General features: G+C 70.0%; 16 protein-coding genes. 12 read left to right on the forward strand and 4 right to left on the reverse strand.

Going from position 1 to position 16003, the window contains the following annotated elements:
- Window positions 1–23 precede the first annotated feature (23 nt).
- The 3 genes from alaS (at window position 24) to GN153_RS16155 (ending at window position 5153) form a co-directional block, all read left to right on the forward strand.
- Window positions 24–2846, forward strand: a complete 2823-nt coding sequence (gene alaS / locus GN153_RS16145; protein WP_159904612.1) for an alanine--tRNA ligase — start codon at window positions 24–26, stop codon at window positions 2844–2846.
- On the forward strand, window positions 2847–3626 hold the full coding sequence (locus GN153_RS16150) for an alpha/beta fold hydrolase (RefSeq protein WP_159904614.1): 780 nt from the start codon (window positions 2847–2849) through the stop codon (window positions 3624–3626).
- Between the two features lie 495 nt (window positions 3627–4121).
- Window positions 4122–5153 carry a phosphoribosylaminoimidazolesuccinocarboxamide synthase gene (locus GN153_RS16155; RefSeq protein WP_159904616.1) on the forward strand — a complete coding sequence of 344 codons (1032 nt, stop codon included), beginning with the start codon at window positions 4122–4124 and terminating at the stop codon, window positions 5151–5153.
- A gap of 19 nt (window positions 5154–5172) precedes the next feature.
- Here the strand turns inward: GN153_RS16155 and GN153_RS16160 are convergent, their stop codons facing one another.
- Both GN153_RS16160 and GN153_RS16165 read right to left on the reverse strand, forming a co-directional pair.
- Window positions 5173–5640: a hypothetical protein gene (locus tag GN153_RS16160; protein WP_159904618.1), complete on the reverse strand. Its 468-nt coding sequence runs from the start codon at window positions 5638–5640 to the stop codon at window positions 5173–5175.
- Window positions 5637–6236: a DUF7344 domain-containing protein gene (locus tag GN153_RS16165; RefSeq protein WP_201287936.1), complete on the reverse strand. Its 600-nt coding sequence runs from the start codon at window positions 6234–6236 to the stop codon at window positions 5637–5639. Before GN153_RS16165 ends, GN153_RS16160 begins: the two co-directional genes overlap by 4 nt.
- Window positions 6237–6586: 350 nt before the next feature.
- On the opposite strand from GN153_RS16165, the gene GN153_RS16170 reads away from it, so the two are divergent.
- The 3 genes from GN153_RS16170 to GN153_RS16180 all read left to right on the forward strand — a co-directional run bounded on the left by GN153_RS16170 (window position 6587) and on the right by GN153_RS16180 (window position 9682).
- Window positions 6587–7153: a hypothetical protein gene (locus GN153_RS16170; protein WP_159904620.1), complete on the forward strand. Its 567-nt coding sequence runs from the start codon at window positions 6587–6589 to the stop codon at window positions 7151–7153.
- A 118-nt stretch (window positions 7154–7271) separates the two neighbouring features.
- The gene (locus GN153_RS16175; protein WP_159904622.1) at window positions 7272–8423 is read left to right on the forward strand and encodes a S26 family signal peptidase; all 1152 of its coding nucleotides are present in this window, start codon (window positions 7272–7274) and stop codon (window positions 8421–8423) included.
- On the forward strand, window positions 8420–9682 hold the full coding sequence (locus tag GN153_RS16180) for a DUF5305 family protein (protein ID WP_159904624.1): 1263 nt from the start codon (window positions 8420–8422) through the stop codon (window positions 9680–9682). The genes GN153_RS16175 and GN153_RS16180 overlap by 4 nt, the downstream gene beginning before the upstream one ends.
- Before the next feature lie 7 nt (window positions 9683–9689).
- Here the strand turns inward: GN153_RS16180 and GN153_RS16185 are convergent, their stop codons facing one another.
- The gene (locus tag GN153_RS16185; RefSeq protein ID WP_159904626.1) at window positions 9690–10676 is read right to left on the reverse strand and encodes a formyltetrahydrofolate deformylase; all 987 of its coding nucleotides are present in this window, start codon (window positions 10674–10676) and stop codon (window positions 9690–9692) included.
- Window positions 10677–10908: 232 nt separating this feature from the next.
- Here GN153_RS16185 and purS point away from each other — a divergent pair, with 232 nt between their 5' ends.
- The 4 genes from purS (at window position 10909) to GN153_RS16205 (ending at window position 13965) form a co-directional block, all read left to right on the forward strand.
- A complete protein-coding gene (purS, locus tag GN153_RS16190) occupies window positions 10909–11166 on the forward strand; it encodes a phosphoribosylformylglycinamidine synthase subunit PurS (protein WP_159904628.1) in 258 nt (85 codons plus the stop codon).
- Between the two features lie 49 nt (window positions 11167–11215).
- Complete coding sequence (purQ, locus tag GN153_RS16195; RefSeq protein WP_159904630.1) at window positions 11216–11893, forward strand: phosphoribosylformylglycinamidine synthase I; 678 nt, start codon at window positions 11216–11218, stop codon at window positions 11891–11893.
- A gap of 108 nt (window positions 11894–12001) precedes the next feature.
- A complete protein-coding gene (locus GN153_RS16200) occupies window positions 12002–12718 on the forward strand; it encodes an ABC transporter ATP-binding protein (protein WP_159904632.1) in 717 nt (238 codons plus the stop codon).
- The gene (locus GN153_RS16205; RefSeq protein WP_159904634.1) at window positions 12715–13965 is read left to right on the forward strand and encodes an ABC transporter permease; all 1251 of its coding nucleotides are present in this window, start codon (window positions 12715–12717) and stop codon (window positions 13963–13965) included. Before GN153_RS16200 ends, GN153_RS16205 begins: the two co-directional genes overlap by 4 nt.
- Before the next feature lie 244 nt (window positions 13966–14209).
- Here GN153_RS16205 and GN153_RS16210 read toward each other — a convergent pair whose 3' ends face one another.
- Window positions 14210–15286: an archaeosine biosynthesis radical SAM protein RaSEA gene (locus tag GN153_RS16210; RefSeq protein ID WP_159904636.1), complete on the reverse strand. Its 1077-nt coding sequence runs from the start codon at window positions 15284–15286 to the stop codon at window positions 14210–14212.
- Window positions 15287–15376: 90 nt separating this feature from the next.
- On the opposite strand from GN153_RS16210, the gene GN153_RS16215 reads away from it, so the two are divergent.
- Together GN153_RS16215 and GN153_RS16220 are read left to right on the forward strand one after the other, a co-directional pair.
- Entirely contained in the window at window positions 15377–15610 is a 234-nt protein-coding gene (locus GN153_RS16215; protein ID WP_159904638.1) for an antitoxin VapB family protein, read from the forward strand.
- A 1-nt stretch (window position 15611) separates the two neighbouring features.
- Window positions 15612–16001 (forward strand): type II toxin-antitoxin system VapC family toxin, encoded by a 390-nt coding sequence (locus GN153_RS16220; RefSeq protein ID WP_159904640.1) that lies wholly within the window; start codon window positions 15612–15614, stop codon window positions 15999–16001.
- Window positions 16002–16003: the final 2 nt, after the last annotated feature.

Below are 16003 nucleotides of genomic sequence, written 5' to 3' on the forward strand. Positions count from 1 at the left end.
CCTGAGCCAGAGTAGGGCAACGAATGAGCGACCTCGAGGAGGAGTACCGACTGGACTACTTCGCGGAGCACGGCTTCCAGCGCCGGGAGTGTGTGTCGTGTGGGGACCACTTCTGGACCCGCGACGGGGGCCGCGAGACCTGCGGGGAGCCCCCCTGCGAGCAGTACAGCTTCATCGACGAGCCGGGCTTCGCGGAGGAGCTCACCCTGGAGGAGATGCGGGAGGCCTTTCTGTCCTTTTTCGAGGAGCGCGGCCACGGGCGGATCGACCCCTACCCCGTCGCCGCCAACCGCTGGCGCGACGACGTCCTGCTGACTCAGGCGTCGATCTACGACTTCCAGCCCCACGTCACCTCCGGGCGGTCGCCCCCGCCGGCGAACCCGCTGGCGGTCTCGCAACCGTGTATCCGGATGCAGGACATCGACAACGTCGGCAAGACCGGCCGCCACACGATGGCCTTCGAGATGATGGGCCACCACGCGTTCAACGCCGAGGAGGGCGCCGGCTACGCCTACGAGGGCGAGATATACTGGAAAGAGGAGTGCGTGGAGTACTGCGTCGGCCTGCTCGAGGAGCTCGGCGCCGACATCGAGGAGGTCACGTTCATCGAGGACCCGTGGGTCGGCGGGGGCAACGCCGGGCCGGCCTTCGAGGTGATCTACAGAGGTCTGGAGCTGGCCACCCTCGTGTTCATGCAGTTCGAGCAGGACCCCGACGGCGACTACGAGATGAAAGACGGCAACACGTACAGCCGGATGGACCGCCGGGTGATCGACACCGGCTACGGGCTGGAACGGTGGACCTGGATGAGCCAGGGGACCCCCACCGTCTACGAGGCCGTCTACCCCGAGATGCTCGACTTCCTCCGGGAGAACGCCGGCCTCGACTACTCGGCCGACGAGGAGGCGCTCGTCAACGACGCCGCCCGCCTCTCCGGCCAGCTGGACATCGACGACGTCGACGACGTGGAGGCCGCACGCGGGGAGATCGCCGACGAACTCGGCGTCGACGTCGGGGAGCTGCGCGGGCTCGTCGAGCCCCTGGAGCAGGTCTACGCCATCGCCGACCACTCCCGGACGCTCGCCTACATGCTGGGTGACGGGATCGTCCCCTCGAACGTCGGGACGGGCTACCTGGCGCGGATGGTGCTCCGCCGGACCAAACGCCTCGCGGACACCGTCGGCGTGGACGCCCCGCTGGACGAGCTGGTGGACATGCAGGCCGAGCGGCTGGGCTACGAGAACCGCGACACCGTCCGGGACGTCGTCCGGACCGAACTCGAAAAGTACCGCGAGACCCTCGAGCGCGGGACCAGACGCGTCGAGAGCCTCGCCGAGGAGTACGCCCGCCAGGGCGGCACGATCCCGACCGAGGAGCTGGTGGAGCTGTACGACTCTCACGGCATCCAGCCGGAGATGGTCGCGGAGATCGCCGCCGACCACGGCGTCGACGTGGACGTGCCAGACGACTTCTACTCGCAGGTGGCCGGTCGCCACGGTGGCGGCGAGGCCGAGGCCGACGCGGGCGCGGGCGAGGCGGTCGACGTCTCCGACCTCCCGGAGACCGACCAGCTCTACTACGAGGACCAGGAACGGACCTCCTTCGAGGCGGTCGTGCTGGACGTCTTCGAGCGTGAGGTCGAGAGCGGCGAGGACGAGGACGACAGTGAGGTCGACGTGGGAGAGACGGTCTACGATGTCGTCCTGGACCAGACGATGTTCTACCCGGAGGGGGGTGGCCAGCCCGCCGACCACGGGACGCTGGCCACCCAGGACGGCGACGTGACCGTCGACGTCACCGACGTTCAGGTCGAGGAGGGGGTCATCCTCCACCGGTGTGACGGCGACCCCGGCAAGGGGGAGTTCGTCCGCGGGCAGGTCGACGGCGACCGGCGCCGCCGGCTGATGCAACACCACACCGCGACCCACATCGTCGGCCACGCCGCCCGGCAGGTGCTCGGCGAGCACATCCGCCAGGCCGGCGCGCAGAAACACACCGACAGCGCCCGGCTCGACGTCGAGCACTACCGGTCGGTCTCCCGCGAGGAGGTCGAGGCCATCGAACGCGTCGCCAACGAGGTGGTGCGGGAGAACACGGCGGTCACCCAGGAGTGGCTCGAGCGCAACGAGGCCGAGGAGCGGTACGGCTTCGACATCTACCAGGGCGGGATCCCCGCCGGCGAAGAGGTCCGGCTCATCTCCGTCGACGCCGACACCCAGGCCTGTGGCGGCACGCACGTCTCCCGGACCGGCGACATCGGCGCGATCAAGCTGCTGGGGACCGAGCGCGTTCAGGACGGCGTGGTCCGGCTGACCTACGCGGCCGGCGAGGCCGCGATCGAGGCCACCCAGGAGACCGAGAACGCCCTCTACGAGGCTGCGGAGGTGCTCGACGTCAGCCCGGCGGAGGTGCCCGGGACCGCCCGCCGCTTCTTCGAGGAGTGGAAAGAGCGGGGCAAGCGCATCGAACAGCTCAAGGAGGACCTGGCGGACGCCCGCGCGAGCGGCGGGGACGCCGGCGAGGAGGTGGACCTCGGAGGCACCACTGCCGTCGTCCAGCGCCTGGACGGCGACATGGACGAACTCCGCGCGACCGCCAACGCCCTGGTCGAAGAGGGAACAGTCGCGGTGCTGGGTTCTGCGGTTGATGGCGCGCAGTTCGTCGTCGCGGTCCCGGACGGCGTCGGCGTCGACGCCGGCGAGGTCGTTGGCGAACTCGCTGCCCGGGTCGGCGGCGGCGGCGGCGGCCCGCCCGACTTCGCGCAGGGCGGCGGTCCCGACGCCGACGCGCTCGAGGAGGCGCTCGGGGAGGCGCCCGACATCCTCAAGCGGAAGCTGAACGCCTGAATGCCGCGCACAGTCCGCGACGGCGTCGAACTCTACTACGAGGTGCGGGGAGCGGGCCACGGCGACCGCGAGCCCGTCGCCTTCGTCGGCGACGCCGGCTACGGCGCCTGGCAGTGGAGCTTTCAATCGCGCGTTACGGGCCCTCACGAGACCGTCGTCTACGACCACCGCGGCACCGGCCGGTCGGACGCGCCGGCGGGGCCCTACGACGTGGCGACGCTTGCTGCGGACCTGGAGGCGGTGCTCGCCGACGCGGGCCTCGCGGGTGTCCACCTCGTCGGCGCCGGGCTGGGCGGGGCGGTCGCGCTCGCCCACGCCCACGAGTACGACCGCAGCCGCCGCCTCGCGCTGTTCGGGACCGCTCCGACCGGCGAGGCCGTCGACGAGGCGGCGCTGCGGGCTCTGTACGCCCCGCCCGGCGACGGGGACGCCTGCCGCTCATCCCTGGAGGGTGCGCTCTCGCCGGCCTTCCGGGAATCGAACCCCGAGGTCCTCGACCGCATGTGTGAGTGGCGTGCCGCGGACGACGCCGATAGCGGGGGGTTCGAGGCGCAGGCCGCGGCCTGGCTGGACTTTGCCGGAGTGTCGCTGTACGAGGTGACCGCGCCGACGCTCGTTTTCCGGGGGGTCGACGACCCGGTCGTCCCCGAGGCCGCCGCCCGGGAACTCGCCGCGGATCTGCCCCGCGGGGAGTGTCTCGCCGTCGAGGGTCGCCACCTCGCCCACGTCGAGTCCGCGCGGGCGGTGACGGACCGACTGCTCGACTTTTTCGAGGGCTGAGTCGACCGAAGTGGAGCCACTCTTTCTATCGGTAGTGGGCTGAGGTAGACGCCGCGCTCCACTCTACACAGCATGAAAGCCCCGGGACGTTCGACTCGGGGTCGGGAGGTTGCCCCTCGCGTACTCCCGGACCTCCATGAAAGCCCCGGGACGTTCGACTCGGGGGCCTCGCTGCGCTCCTCGGCCTCCGGCCTGCGGTGCTTGCGTCAGCCGCCGTCGTCGAACGCCTCGCCCCTTTCAGTCCCGCCCGACGCCACGTGCCTCCCCAGCCGATTCGCTCCTTCGCTTCGCTCAGTCGCTCATCCCTCGCACGGTGCTCGTCGCGGCCGGAGCCGCGACAGCGCGCGCCCGGCCCGACTATCCAGGTCGGGCGGGGTTGAAAGGGGGGGCGGCTTTCTTGCTGTTCTGGGCAGTCTCGCTCTCAGAATTACCCGCCCAACCACGCCATCAGAGAGAGACCGGAACGTTTCTTGTCCGGACGGGCGACCTGGGGGTATGACCAGCGTCAAGGACTTTCGCGTCGAGGAGCCCGCCACCCCGGAGGCCCTCGGCCGCGGGAGCTTCCGGTTCACCGACGACTACAGCGTCTTCGACTGGGGGAAGATGCCCGACGAGATCCCCGACAAGGGCGCCTCGCTGTGCACGATGGGGGCGTTCAACTTCGAGTTGCTGGAGGCGGCGGGCATCCCGACCCACTACCGGGGAGTCGTCATAGATGGCGAGCCGCTAGATGTCGACACGGCCCTGGACCACGGGGTCGCACCACGCGAGATGGCCATCGACCTGGCGCAGGTCCCTGACCTTCCCTTCGACGAGCGCGAGGGGTACGACTACGACGCCTACCACGAGGCTGCGGGGTCGAACTACGTCGTCCCCCTGGAGGTTGTCTTCCGGAACCGCGTGGGGGCCGGGTCGTCGTTGCGCTCGCGGACGGAACCGGGCGAGCACGGTCTCGACCACGGGGCGTGGCCCGAGGGGGCAGTGGACCTGCCGGAGGCGGTCGTGGAGTTCTCCACGAAGTACGAGGAGCAGGACCGGTATCTCGACCCCGCCGAGGCCGACCGGATCGCGGGCGCCGCAGAGCTCGCGGAACTCGAGGCGCTGGCCCGCGAGGTCAACCGCGTCGTGACCGAGCGCGCCGCGGAGACCGGGTTCGTCCACCAGGACGGGAAGATCGAGTGTGTCTACCACGACGGCGACCTGCTGGTCGCTGACGTCGTCGGCACCTTCGACGAGAACCGCTTTTCCTACGACGGCCAGCAGGTCTCCAAGGAGGTGCTCCGGCAGTACCACAAGCGGACCCAGCCGGGGTGGGTCGAGGCCGTGGGCGCGGCCAAAGCGGAGGCCGACCGGCGCGGCGTCGCCGACTGGAAGGGGCTGTGTGACCGCGCGCCCGACCCGCTGGAGAACCACGTCCTCGGCGTCGCCCGCGACCTCTACTGCGCAGGCACGAACGCCTACGTCGGCCGGGAGGTCTTCGACGCGCCGACCATCGACGAGGCCGTCGCGTCCGTGCGGGACCTCTGAGGTACCGGCCCGTCCGCGGTCATCCCTTGCCCCCGCCCGTGCAGGCGACGGTGACCGTCCGGGTGGTGTCGACGCTGACGTCGTCACCGGTGGCACTGACACCGACGGTCCACGTTTCGGTGTCGGTGCCGGGCGAGGCGTCACAGTTGACCGTCGCAGTCACAGCCGCTGCCTCCCCCGTGCCGAGATGGTCCGGGGCGTCGTACCCCTGTAGGACCGGTGGGGTCGGACCGTCCCCCCGCACAGTGACGTCGACAGTCAGGGGTTGCTCGAACCGGTTCGTGAGTGTCAGGACGACCACGTCCTCGGGAGGGCCGGCGCCGACTGTCGGCTCGGCGGGCTCGGCGCCGACGTACGCTTCGCCCTCGTCGGCGACCGCCAGTTCGACTGAGCGGTCGCCGGAGATCGTCGCGACCCCGCCGGTGCCCGTCGTGAGGAGGACCAGGGTGGCGATGGCGACGACGCCGAGCCTCCGCAACCGGTTCATCGCTCCACCTCCGGAGGGCTGCTACTGGTGCCGAGGCGCATCTCCGTCCGGCCGTAGTAGGCGTGGACGAGCGCGGAGACGAGAAACGTCGTCAGGACGAACACGCCGAGAGCGATGTCGGGGACGCTCCCGAAGAAGGGGAGCCCGGCGTAGCCTGCGCCGAGCACGCCCGCGTTGGCCGTGCCCAGGAGGAGGTAGTACTGGCTCCAGGGGACGTCCCGGCCCTCGACGACCTCCAGGTAGAGGTCCAGGTCCTCGGCGGCCGGCCCGAGCGTGACGACGCCGGCCCGGTCGTCGAACTCGACGATGCCGGTCTCGTCCATCCGCGGGAGGTGCACCTGCTGGAGGGAGGTGTACACGCGCTTTCGCTCGTCGGCCGAGACCTCCCGCACGCTCGTCCCGTTCTCCCAGGCCGCCACCCGCTCGGCCAGCTCGCCCAGTTCCGCCCGCTCGCCGTTTCGCTGGAGGTGCCGGAGTGCGAACCGACGGCGGTGATTGCTCAACAGGTCGAAGGCCTCGTCGCGCCAGCTGCGCTGCTCGTCGGGAATCGCCGGGCCCTCGCCCTCCGATTTCCGACCCACCCCCGTCGCGCTCATGGGTCCCCGGGTCGCCAGCATCCCCCGTTTCCGAGTCGACGCCCCCACGCCAGACTCGACGTACTCCCCCGATTGTCAATCATTGGTTGCGTATATCATTCGATTGCGTTCTGCTTAGATACAGGGCGACTAACAACTCGTTACCAGCTGACTACGGGCCGGAAACAGCCGGCTACTCGGTTTCTGTCGGAGCCTGATGCCGGGCGGCGGTTTTCCGCCCGCCCCTGAATCACCTTCAGCTTGCTTGATACAATGGGGGTGGCAGGGCTGGGTGTGGACAAGCACGCCCGCCCCGGGACCGGTCGTCTGTCGACGTGGCGTCGCCGGCGGGCGTGCGACAGGAGACAACAATGAAACGACGCAAATTCCTCGTGGGCCTCGGGGCCCTCTCGGCAGGGACCGCAGCGACGATCGGCACGAGCGCGTTCGAAGGTGCGTACATGAACGGCGACCGGTCGATGACGCTCGACGTCGCCAGTGACCAGAACGCGTACCTGAAGCTGAGACCGACCAGTCAGTACGCCTCCACTGAAGCGGTCAGCGGAGGCTGGGAAGGCGGGCAGGGTGTGAGCCAGCTGACGGTCACGATCGACCGCCTGAACCCCAACATGGACACCCGGCTGGACGACGTCTTCCGGGTGCAGAACACGACCGGCGAGGAGTTCGAGCTGCTGATCGACGACTCCCCGGACTGGAACGGCGGCTACGAGGACACCCTCCAGATCTTCGCCCAGCCGTCCAGCGGGAGTCCGGTCCGGCTGGATGACGGCGGCTCGATCACGCTCGGTGCTGGTGAAGAGGTCGAGATCAACATCATCGTCCTGCTCGCTTCCGGTCCAAACAGCGGGGACCCGAACGGGTTCAGCGACCCCGACACGCTGTCGTTCACTGCCGACGGGACGGACTCGAACGCCTGACGCGTTCGACGTGTCGGTCCCGGCGACACGGGCCGCGTAGTCGCCGTTTACTCCAATTTTTGTTGCACCGTAGCCACCGAGTACTTGTAACACCCGACGCGCAAGCCCCGGTCGGCAGATGGGGGTGCGCAGCATCGGTGCGCGGGTAGGGGGAGTCGCCGTCGTCGCCGTCGCCGCGACGGTCGCCGTCGGCGCGCTGTTCGGCCAGCCGCTGCTACTGGGATTCGTCGAGACGGGCAGCATGCAGCCCGGCCTGGCTCCCGGCGACGGCTTCGTGGCGCTCCCGCCGGCGCTCGTCGGGGGGGTCGGGGTCGGCGACGTCGTGACCTTCCGGGCCGAACAGCTCAACGGCGGTGGACTGGTCACCCACCGGGTCGTCGGCGTCACGGACGAGGGGTTCATCACCAGGGGCGACGCCAACCCCGTTCGCGACCAGGCCGGCGACGAGCCGCCGGTCAAGCGCGCACAGGTCGTCGCCGTCGCCCTCCAGGTCGACGGCGATGTCGTCGCTCTCCCCCACCTCGGAACCGCCGTCTCCGCAGCCACTGGCGCAGTTCGTGGGGTACAGGGCACGCTGGCCCGAGTCACGGGGTTCTCCTCGTTTCTCGGCGTCCGGGGGCTTGCCTACCTTCTCTTCGTCCTCTCGCTCGTCTGGTACGCGGTCGGGGCGTGGCGCGGCGGCCAGGCCGGCCGGGAGCGCCGCGAGACGGCCCGGGAAACGGGCCACAGCGCCCGGCTCGCCGTCGCGGGTCTCGCCGCGCTGGTCGTGCTCGTCGCGACCGCCAGCATGGCGCTTCCGGCGGGCACCCAGGAGTACGAGGTCGTCAGTGCCGAGTTCGACTCGGAGGGTGCCCGCGTGATCCCGATGGGGGAGTCGGAGACGACGACACATCCCGTTGGCAACGGGGGCGTCCTCCCGACAGTAGTCTATCTCGAACCGGCCAGCGAGGGGGTGACGGTGCAGCCACGCGAGACGTACCTCGAGGGCGGCGACCGCGAGAACGCGACGGTGACCCTCCAGGCCCCGCCGGAGACGGGGCTCTACCGGCGCTTCGTCGCCGAGCACCGGTATCTCGCCCTGTTGCCGCGCTCGGTCATCCACGACCTCCACGGCCTGCACCCCTGGGCGCCGGTCCTCGCCATCGACGCCCTGCTCGGTGTGCCGTTCTACGTTCTGGGGGTCTCGCTGGTCGGGCGCGGCCGCGTTCGCACCACCACCCGGGACGGTCCCTCGGCCCTCCGGCGCGCGCTCACCCGACTCAAACCATGACATCGAAACTCAGACTCAGGGCAGTGCTGGACCGCAACCGCGGGTTCGCCGTCGCCGCCTTGCTCGCGTGTCTCCTGCTCGGGGGGTGGCTGACCTACGGCGCCTACGCCGCGCCGGGCACCCACCTCGAGGAGCGACCCGAGTCCGAGTGGACGCTCTCGGGCTCGCTGTCTCACGGCGCCACCGTGACCGGCGCGGCCAACGGCACCGCGTTCGACCCCGGCGAGCGGGTCTCGAACCGCTCGGTCTACTTCGAGCGGGTGATGCCGGTCCTCCGGGGGAACCTCTCGCTGGCCGCGACCGGCGCCGACACACCGGTCGAGGTCCGCGTCAACCGCTCGGTGACGGTCAGGAGCGTCGATGCGGGCGGACCCGCCGAGCGGTCGACGGTCTACTGGGAGAACCGGACCGCGCTCGGAGCCACCAGGGTCACCCTCGCGCCCGGCGAGCGCCTCCGGCTCCCGTTCCGGACAAACGTGACGCGTGCGCTCCAGCGGGCGCGCAACGTCAGCGAGCGGCTCGACTCCCCCGGGCAGCCCCGCGTGCTGGTCATCACGACGGCCGTCGCGACCAGGCAGGCGGGGGACGCTCGCCCCCGGCAGCTCCGGCTGACGCTCTCCATCGACGATGACGGCGGCGTCTACCGCGTCCGGACCGAGCCGGTCTCGCAGACGTTCACCGAGACGGAAACGGTGCCCGTCCCCAACGACCCCGGCCCGCTCCGGGAGGCCGGCGGGCCGCTGTTGCTGGTCGGCGGCGGCGCCGGGCTGGCGGGGATCGGGGCGCTGGCCGTCCTGGGTCGGCTCGGACTGACCGGCCGGGAGCGGGCGTGGCTGGACTACCGCACCCACCGCGCCGACTACGACGAGTGGGTCACGACCGTCCGGCTCCCGCCGGAGGCCGAGCGGCTCCCGGCCGGCGAGGCGCCGACGCTCGCCGACCTGGTCGACCTCGCGATCGACACGGACAGCGCCGTCCTCGAAGCGCCCGACGGCGACGCGTACCACGTCATCGACGACGGCTACCGGTACACGTTCGAGCCGCCGGCGGACCCGACGGACCCGGCGACCGACGACGGGAGTCAGGACGCGGACCCGCTCGACGCGGACGCGACCCCGCCTGATACGGACGCGAACGGAGCTCCGACCGACGGCGACGGCGCCGACCTTCCCACCCGGATCGGCGCGCTGCTGGGGGCGGAGGACGGGGGCCGGCCGGAGGAGAGCACGACGGTCGACGACGGCGACCGGGAGTCCTGACCTCGCCTCAGTCGTCGGCTTCGGGACTCTCCTGCTCGGCGACGACCTCGCCCAGGCCGTCGACGGGGCGGTCGGGGACCAGCTTGTCGAGTTCCTCGGGCGCGCCGAGCTGCGCGTCGCTGTCCTCGGGGTCACGCAGCCGCGTGCGCCCGCGGTGGACCGTCACCTCGTCGTCGAGGTGGAGGTCGATGGCCTCGAGCAGGGCATCCGCTTCGAGGGGCTGGCCGATGCGCCGGAGGTCCTCCGCGTCGACCTCGGGGTCCTGGGGGACATTAAAGGCGCGCTGGGTGATGATCGGCCCCTGGTCTAAGTCCGTCGTCACGTAGTGGGCGGTAACGCCGGCGATCCGGACCCCTTCCTCCAGGGCCTGGAGGTACGCCTCGGCGCCCGGGAACGAGGGCAAAAGCGAGGGGTGGACGTTGATGATCCGGTTCTCGTAGCGGAAGACCACGTCCGGGCTGAGGATGCGCATGTACCGCGCCAGCACCACGAGGTCGACCTCGTACTCGGCGAGCAGGTCGAGCAACTCCGCCTCGTCGGGGGTCCCCTTCTCGTCGCCGATGTCGTGGAAGGGGACGTCGTACTTCTCGGCGAGCGGCTGGAGGTCGGGGTGGTTGCCGATGACGACGCTGACCTCGGCGTCCAGGTCTCCGGAGGCCCAGGCCTCGAAGATGGCCTCCAGGCAGTGTGACTCCTTGGTGACGAGCACCGCGAGGCGGCTGGTCTCCCGGTCCGCGGGGAAGCGGACCTGCACGTCGACGCCCAGCTCGTCGCCGAGTTCGGCGAGGTCCTCCCGGAGTTTCTCCTGGGTGCAGACCATCTCGCCGGTGTCGACGTGCATCGTCATCCGGAAGACGCCCTCCCGGACGGCCTGGTCCAGGTCCTCGATGTTGATCGACCGCTCGAACAGCAGCGTCGTCACCTCGGCGATGAGTCCCGTGTCGTCCTCGCCGACGACGGTGATCTCGGTGAACTCGCTCGTCACGGCCGCCACCCCATGTCGGTCATCGTTGCCAGATAGCTGACCGTCGCCGGACAAAAACGTTCGTTTCCGGGCCGGCGGCTGGCGGTGTGGCACGGGACAGCCCCGGGGGTCGCCCGGCTGGCCCTCCCCTCGTGGACAGGGAGGCCAGTGGTCGGCGCGCCGTCGCACGGGGTTGCAGAGGCGGGACGACCGGGCCGGGGAACCGCAAGCGTTTTCGACGGCGCCGGCCCGGTACGAACCGATGACCGCCTACACCGCCACCGTCACCGTCCGGCTCAAGCGGGGGGTGCTCGACCCCGAGGCCGAGACCACCCAGCGCTCGCTGGAGCGGCTCGGCTTCGAACTCGAGGACCTGCGCTCGGCCGACCAGTTCGAGGTCGACCTCGACGCCGCGGACCGCTCCAGCGCGGAGCAGCGGGTCACCGAGATGACCGAGCGGCTGCTCGCCAACCCGACCATCCACGACTACGAGGTCGCGGTCGCCGAACGCGAGACATGACTGTTGCTCCTCCGGCGGCGACCGTCGGTTCCCACACGAGGTGGTCACTGTGACGGTCGCCGTCGTCCAGTTCGGCGGCTCGAACTGCGACCGCGATACCGTCCAGGCGCTCGAGTCGCTCGGCGTCGACGCCGGCCTGGTCTGGCACGAGGACGGCCTGCCCGGAGACACCGACGGCGTGGTGCTCCCCGGCGGATTCTCCTACGGCGACTACCTCCGGGCGGGGGCGATGGCGGCCCGCTCGCCTGTCATGGAGGAGGTCCGGGCAGCCGCCGAGGACGGGGTCCCGGTGCTGGGTGTCTGCAACGGCGCCCAGATCGGCTGTGAGGCCAGCTTCGTGCCCGGCGCCTTCACCACCAACGCCAGCGCCCGCTTCCAGTGTGAGCGCGTCCACGTCCGGGTCGAGAACGCCGACACGCCCTGGACCCGTGCCTACGACGAGGGGGAGGTGCTCGAGCTGCCCATCGCCCACGGCGAGGGCCGCTTCGAGGTCGACGACGACCGGCTGGCCGACCTCGAGGACGAGAACCGCGTGCTCTTCCGGTACTGCGACGCGTCCGGCGAGGTGACCGACGACGCCAACCCGAACGGCTCGAAACACAACGTCGCCGGACTCACCGGCGACCGGGAGCACGTCGCGGTGATGATGCCCCACCCCGAGCGGGTCACGCTCCCCGACGTCGGCGCCACCGACGGACGGGGCGTGCTCGCGGCCTTCGCGGACTGACCGACCCGCTGCGTCAGCCCCCCGAACCACCTGTCCCCCGGCGGATTTGCAGGCGCAGCAAACCTGCGGTTGTTTATATGACGGTACGGCTCGACCCGCCGGACGAGTATGACTGAGGCCGCCCTGTCAGTGCAGTCCCTTCGCAAGTCCTACGGCGACGTCCAGGCGCTCCGGGACGTCACCTTCGAGGTAGCGCCCGGCGAGATCTTCGGGCTCGTCGGCCCCAACGGTGCGGGCAAGTCAACCACGCTCCGGACCGTGGCGACGCTTCTGAACGCCGACAGCGGGACCGTCACCGTCGGAGGCGCCGACCGCGACGAGGAACCGAACGCCGTCCGGGAGGCACTCCGGTACCTGCCCGAGGAGGCCGGCGCCTATGAAAATCTCACCGGCCGCGGCTACCTGAACTTCGTCGCCTCCTTCTACGCCGATGACCCCGACCCGCTCGTGGAGGCGGGCGTCGAGATGGCCGACCTCGGCGAGCGGGTCGACGACAAGACCAGCGAGTACAGCAAGGGGATGACCCGGAAGCTGCTGATCGCGGCGGCGCTGATGACCGAGCCCGACCTGGCGATCCTCGACGAGCCCACCTCGGGGCTGGACGTGCGCAACGCCCGACAGGTCCGGGACACGATCAAATCCTACCCCGGCGCCGAGCGCAGCGTCGTCCTCTCCTCGCACAACATGCTGGAGGTGGAGTACCTCTGTGACCGGGTCGGCCTGCTTGACGAGGGGGAGGTCGTCGCCACGGGGACCCCCGAGGAGCTTGTCGCCCGGACGGGGACGGAGAACCTTGAGGACGCCTTCCTGGAGGTAACGGCATGAGGCAGTTCCTGCGGCTGACCTGGAAGGAGGTCCGCGAGCTGCTCCGGCCCCGCTACGTTCTCCCGATCCTGCTCGTTCCCATCCTCTTTGTCGCACTCGGGCAGGGCTTCGGCGGGATCGACGAGGCGACCTCGGGGCAACCCTCGGTCGGCGTCGTCGTCAACGACACCGGCGAGTACGGGGCCATCGTCAACGAGACCTACAGCCAGGGGGCGGAGGTGGTCTACCACGGAGCGAACGTCTCCGCGGCCGAGGCCATGGAACGGACCCGGGCCGCCGGCGGGACGGCGCTGGTCGTCGTTCCCGGCGGGTTCAGCGAGCGGATCGCCGCCGGCGAACAGGGCGGGGTCCAGGTCAGGACGGTCGTCGACAGCGTCTCGCTGACCGGGATCGCCTCCTCCGGGCAGGTCGACGGGCTGCTCGGCGTCGCAGCCGAGCGGATCACGAAGACGGCTACCGGCGCCACGGACGCCCAGCTCGACCCCGTCGATCCCTCCTACCTCACGCTGGTCAAGGGTCAGCAGGTGGCCCAGCCCCCGAGCGTCCTCTCGAGTGCCTTCACCTCGCAGTTCATCTTCATCCCCGTCGTGATCATGCTGGTCATCGTCTTCTCCGGGCAGATGGTGATCAACTCCATGGGTATCGAGAAGGAGAACAAGACCCTGGAGACGCTGCTGACGATGCCGGTCGCGCGGCGGACGATCGTCGCCGCCAAGCTCGTCGGGAGCGCGACCGTCGGCCTGCTCGCCGCGGGCGTGTTCACGGTCGCCCTCTTCGAGTACCAGTCCGGCCTCACCGGCGGCGCCAGCGCCCTGCCGGCCGAATTCAGCCTCGGCGCCGCGGAGTATCTCGTCGTCGGCGCGGCCATTTTCTTCGCCGTCGTGGGCGCGCTGGCGCTCGCGCTCGTGCTCGGGGTCTTCGCCGGCGACCGCCAGGGCGCACAGATCCTCCTCTTCCCGCTGTCGATCCTCGCGATCGCGCCCGCCTTCGCCACCATGTTCGCCGACTTCTCGACGCTCTCGCTCCCGCTGCAGGCGCTGCTCTTTGCTATCCCCTTCACGCACCCGGTGATGGCCCCGAAACAGCTGATGTTCGGGGACAGCGGGCTCGTGCTCGCGGGGATCGCCTACGAGGCGGTCTTCGCGCTGGCGGCCATCGGGCTCGCAGTGTACGTCTTCAACTCCGACCGGGTGGTGACCGGCAGCGCCGGCCGGCTGGGCCGGTGGCTCGAACGCCTCCAGCGGTGAGCCGGCGGCACCGCTCGGGAGCGTCGAAAGGGGAATAGGATGGGGAACGAGGCCATGGAGGTGTGACAGTCGGGCGTGCGCCCGAGGGCTCCTGGCCCTGCCAGCACGTAGACGGCAGGGTCACTAATACCCGAGCCAGCCGGAGTGAAAGTAAAACTGGCAGACGGCGGCGCTGTATGTCTTGCTATCTCATCACGTCCCTCGTCGCCTCCCAGTCCAGGGCCGTCTCGGGCCGGCCCCGCTCTCAGCGCGCCAGCGGCATCGAGTAACTGCGCTCGCGGTCCATGACCTCTTCCCACGTGCGCTCACAGGGGCAGGAGACCTGCTCGAAGACGGAGGGGTCCTGCCGGAGGTCGAAGTCCTTGATTGCGCGCTGGACGCGGTCGTCGCACTCCCGGCAGTTGTGCGGGCCGCGGTCCGAGCCGTGGCCGACGGGGTCAGAGACCACGAGGACGTCCTCGTCGGCGGTGTCCTCTAGGACTTCGCAGACCGACCAGAGCCACGGTGGCCGGTAGCCGTCGGCGTGAAAGAGGTCCTCGACCATCGTGTGTCGCTGCACGTTACAGGGGTTCATCGAAACGGTGTGACAGCCCTCGACGCCGGCACACCGTCCGATGGACGATTTCATGTCCGCGACCGCCTCGGCCTCCGAGAGGAAGGGCGGCTTCATGAGGAGGTAGGCCTTCACGCCCGCGCCGGCGTCGGCGACGTCGGCGGCGGCGCGCTCGAACTCCGCGAACTCGAAGTACTTGTTGACGCAGTCCTGCCGGACGCGGTCGGTCGCGGTCTCCAGGCCCACCGCGACGTCCGTCGCGAGCCCGCGGTCGGTGAAGTCGGCGACCTTCTCCGCGTCGATGAAGTCGGGCAGCGACTCGACGACGATCCGGTCGCGGTCGGCGAAGGTCTCGACGATGGCCTGGCGGGTCTCCGCCCCGACCTCCCGCTCGTCGAGGAAGGAGCCGGAGGTGTAGATCTTGACCTGCCCGGCGGGTTCGTCTGCGTGTTCGTCCTCGTGGTCGAGGCACTTCTCGACCTGGGTCATGAGGTCCTCGTGGGAGACGCTGCCGCCCTCGACGGACTCGGCGACGTAGCCACACATCGTGCAGCCGCCGGCGCGGGCCCACCGGCAGCCGCCGGTGTTGAGGATGATCGTCAGCGAGTCGTAGACGCCGTCGGGGGTGTTGTCTTCGTCCAGCCAGACGCGGGTTGGCTCGGTCGGGTCGTGGCTCTCGTCCTTCCGGGCCCGGATTTCGCGCATCGCCCGGTTGTGGGCGTCCATCCCGCGTCCCTGCTCGTAGACCTCGGGACTGGGCTTGCTCATTGGCAGAAGACAGCGGGGCTGTGCGTAAGTCGGCTTCGCTGTCAGCCGGCGGGAAAAGTCATTTGCCTGTCTGCATACAACCGTATGCACATGTCCAAGAGCGTTCGCCTCTCCGAGGAAGCTTACGAGCGTCTGGCGGCACACAAACGCGAGGACGAGACGTTCTCCGACGTTGTGCTCCGGCTGGCGGGCGAGCGCTCGCTGCTGGACCTCGCCGGTATTCTGAGCGACGAGGAGGCAGACGCGCTCCGGGACGCGGTCGCCGAGCGCCGCGAGCGACGCCAGCGGGGCCTCGAAGAGCGTGCTGAGGAGCTGGGGTCGTGACGTGCTACTCGACACGACCTTCCTGATCGACCTGATGAACGGCGACGACGGGGCTGTCGACAAGGCTCGCGAGCTGGAGCACGACCTCGTCCAGCAGCGGCTCTCGTCGATGACGCTGTTCGAACTGTACTACGGCGTCGCCCGAGCGAGTGACTCCCCCGACGAACGCGAGCGGGTAGAGACCGTTCTGGAATCGAAGCCAGTCCATCCGGCCGACACTGCCGTCATGCGGAAGGCCGGCCGCCTGTCCGGTCGCCTGGCAAACGATGGCACCCCGGTCGACGACGGTGACGTCATCATCGCCGCGACTGCGGATGTTGTCGACGAGCCGGTGCTCACGCGGAACGTCGACGACTTCGAACGGCTCGGGACTACGGTCGAGACGTATTGACG

This window comes from Salinirussus salinus, from assembly GCF_009831455.1.
Lineage (GTDB): Archaea > Halobacteriota > Halobacteria > Halobacteriales > Haloarculaceae > Salinirussus > Salinirussus salinus.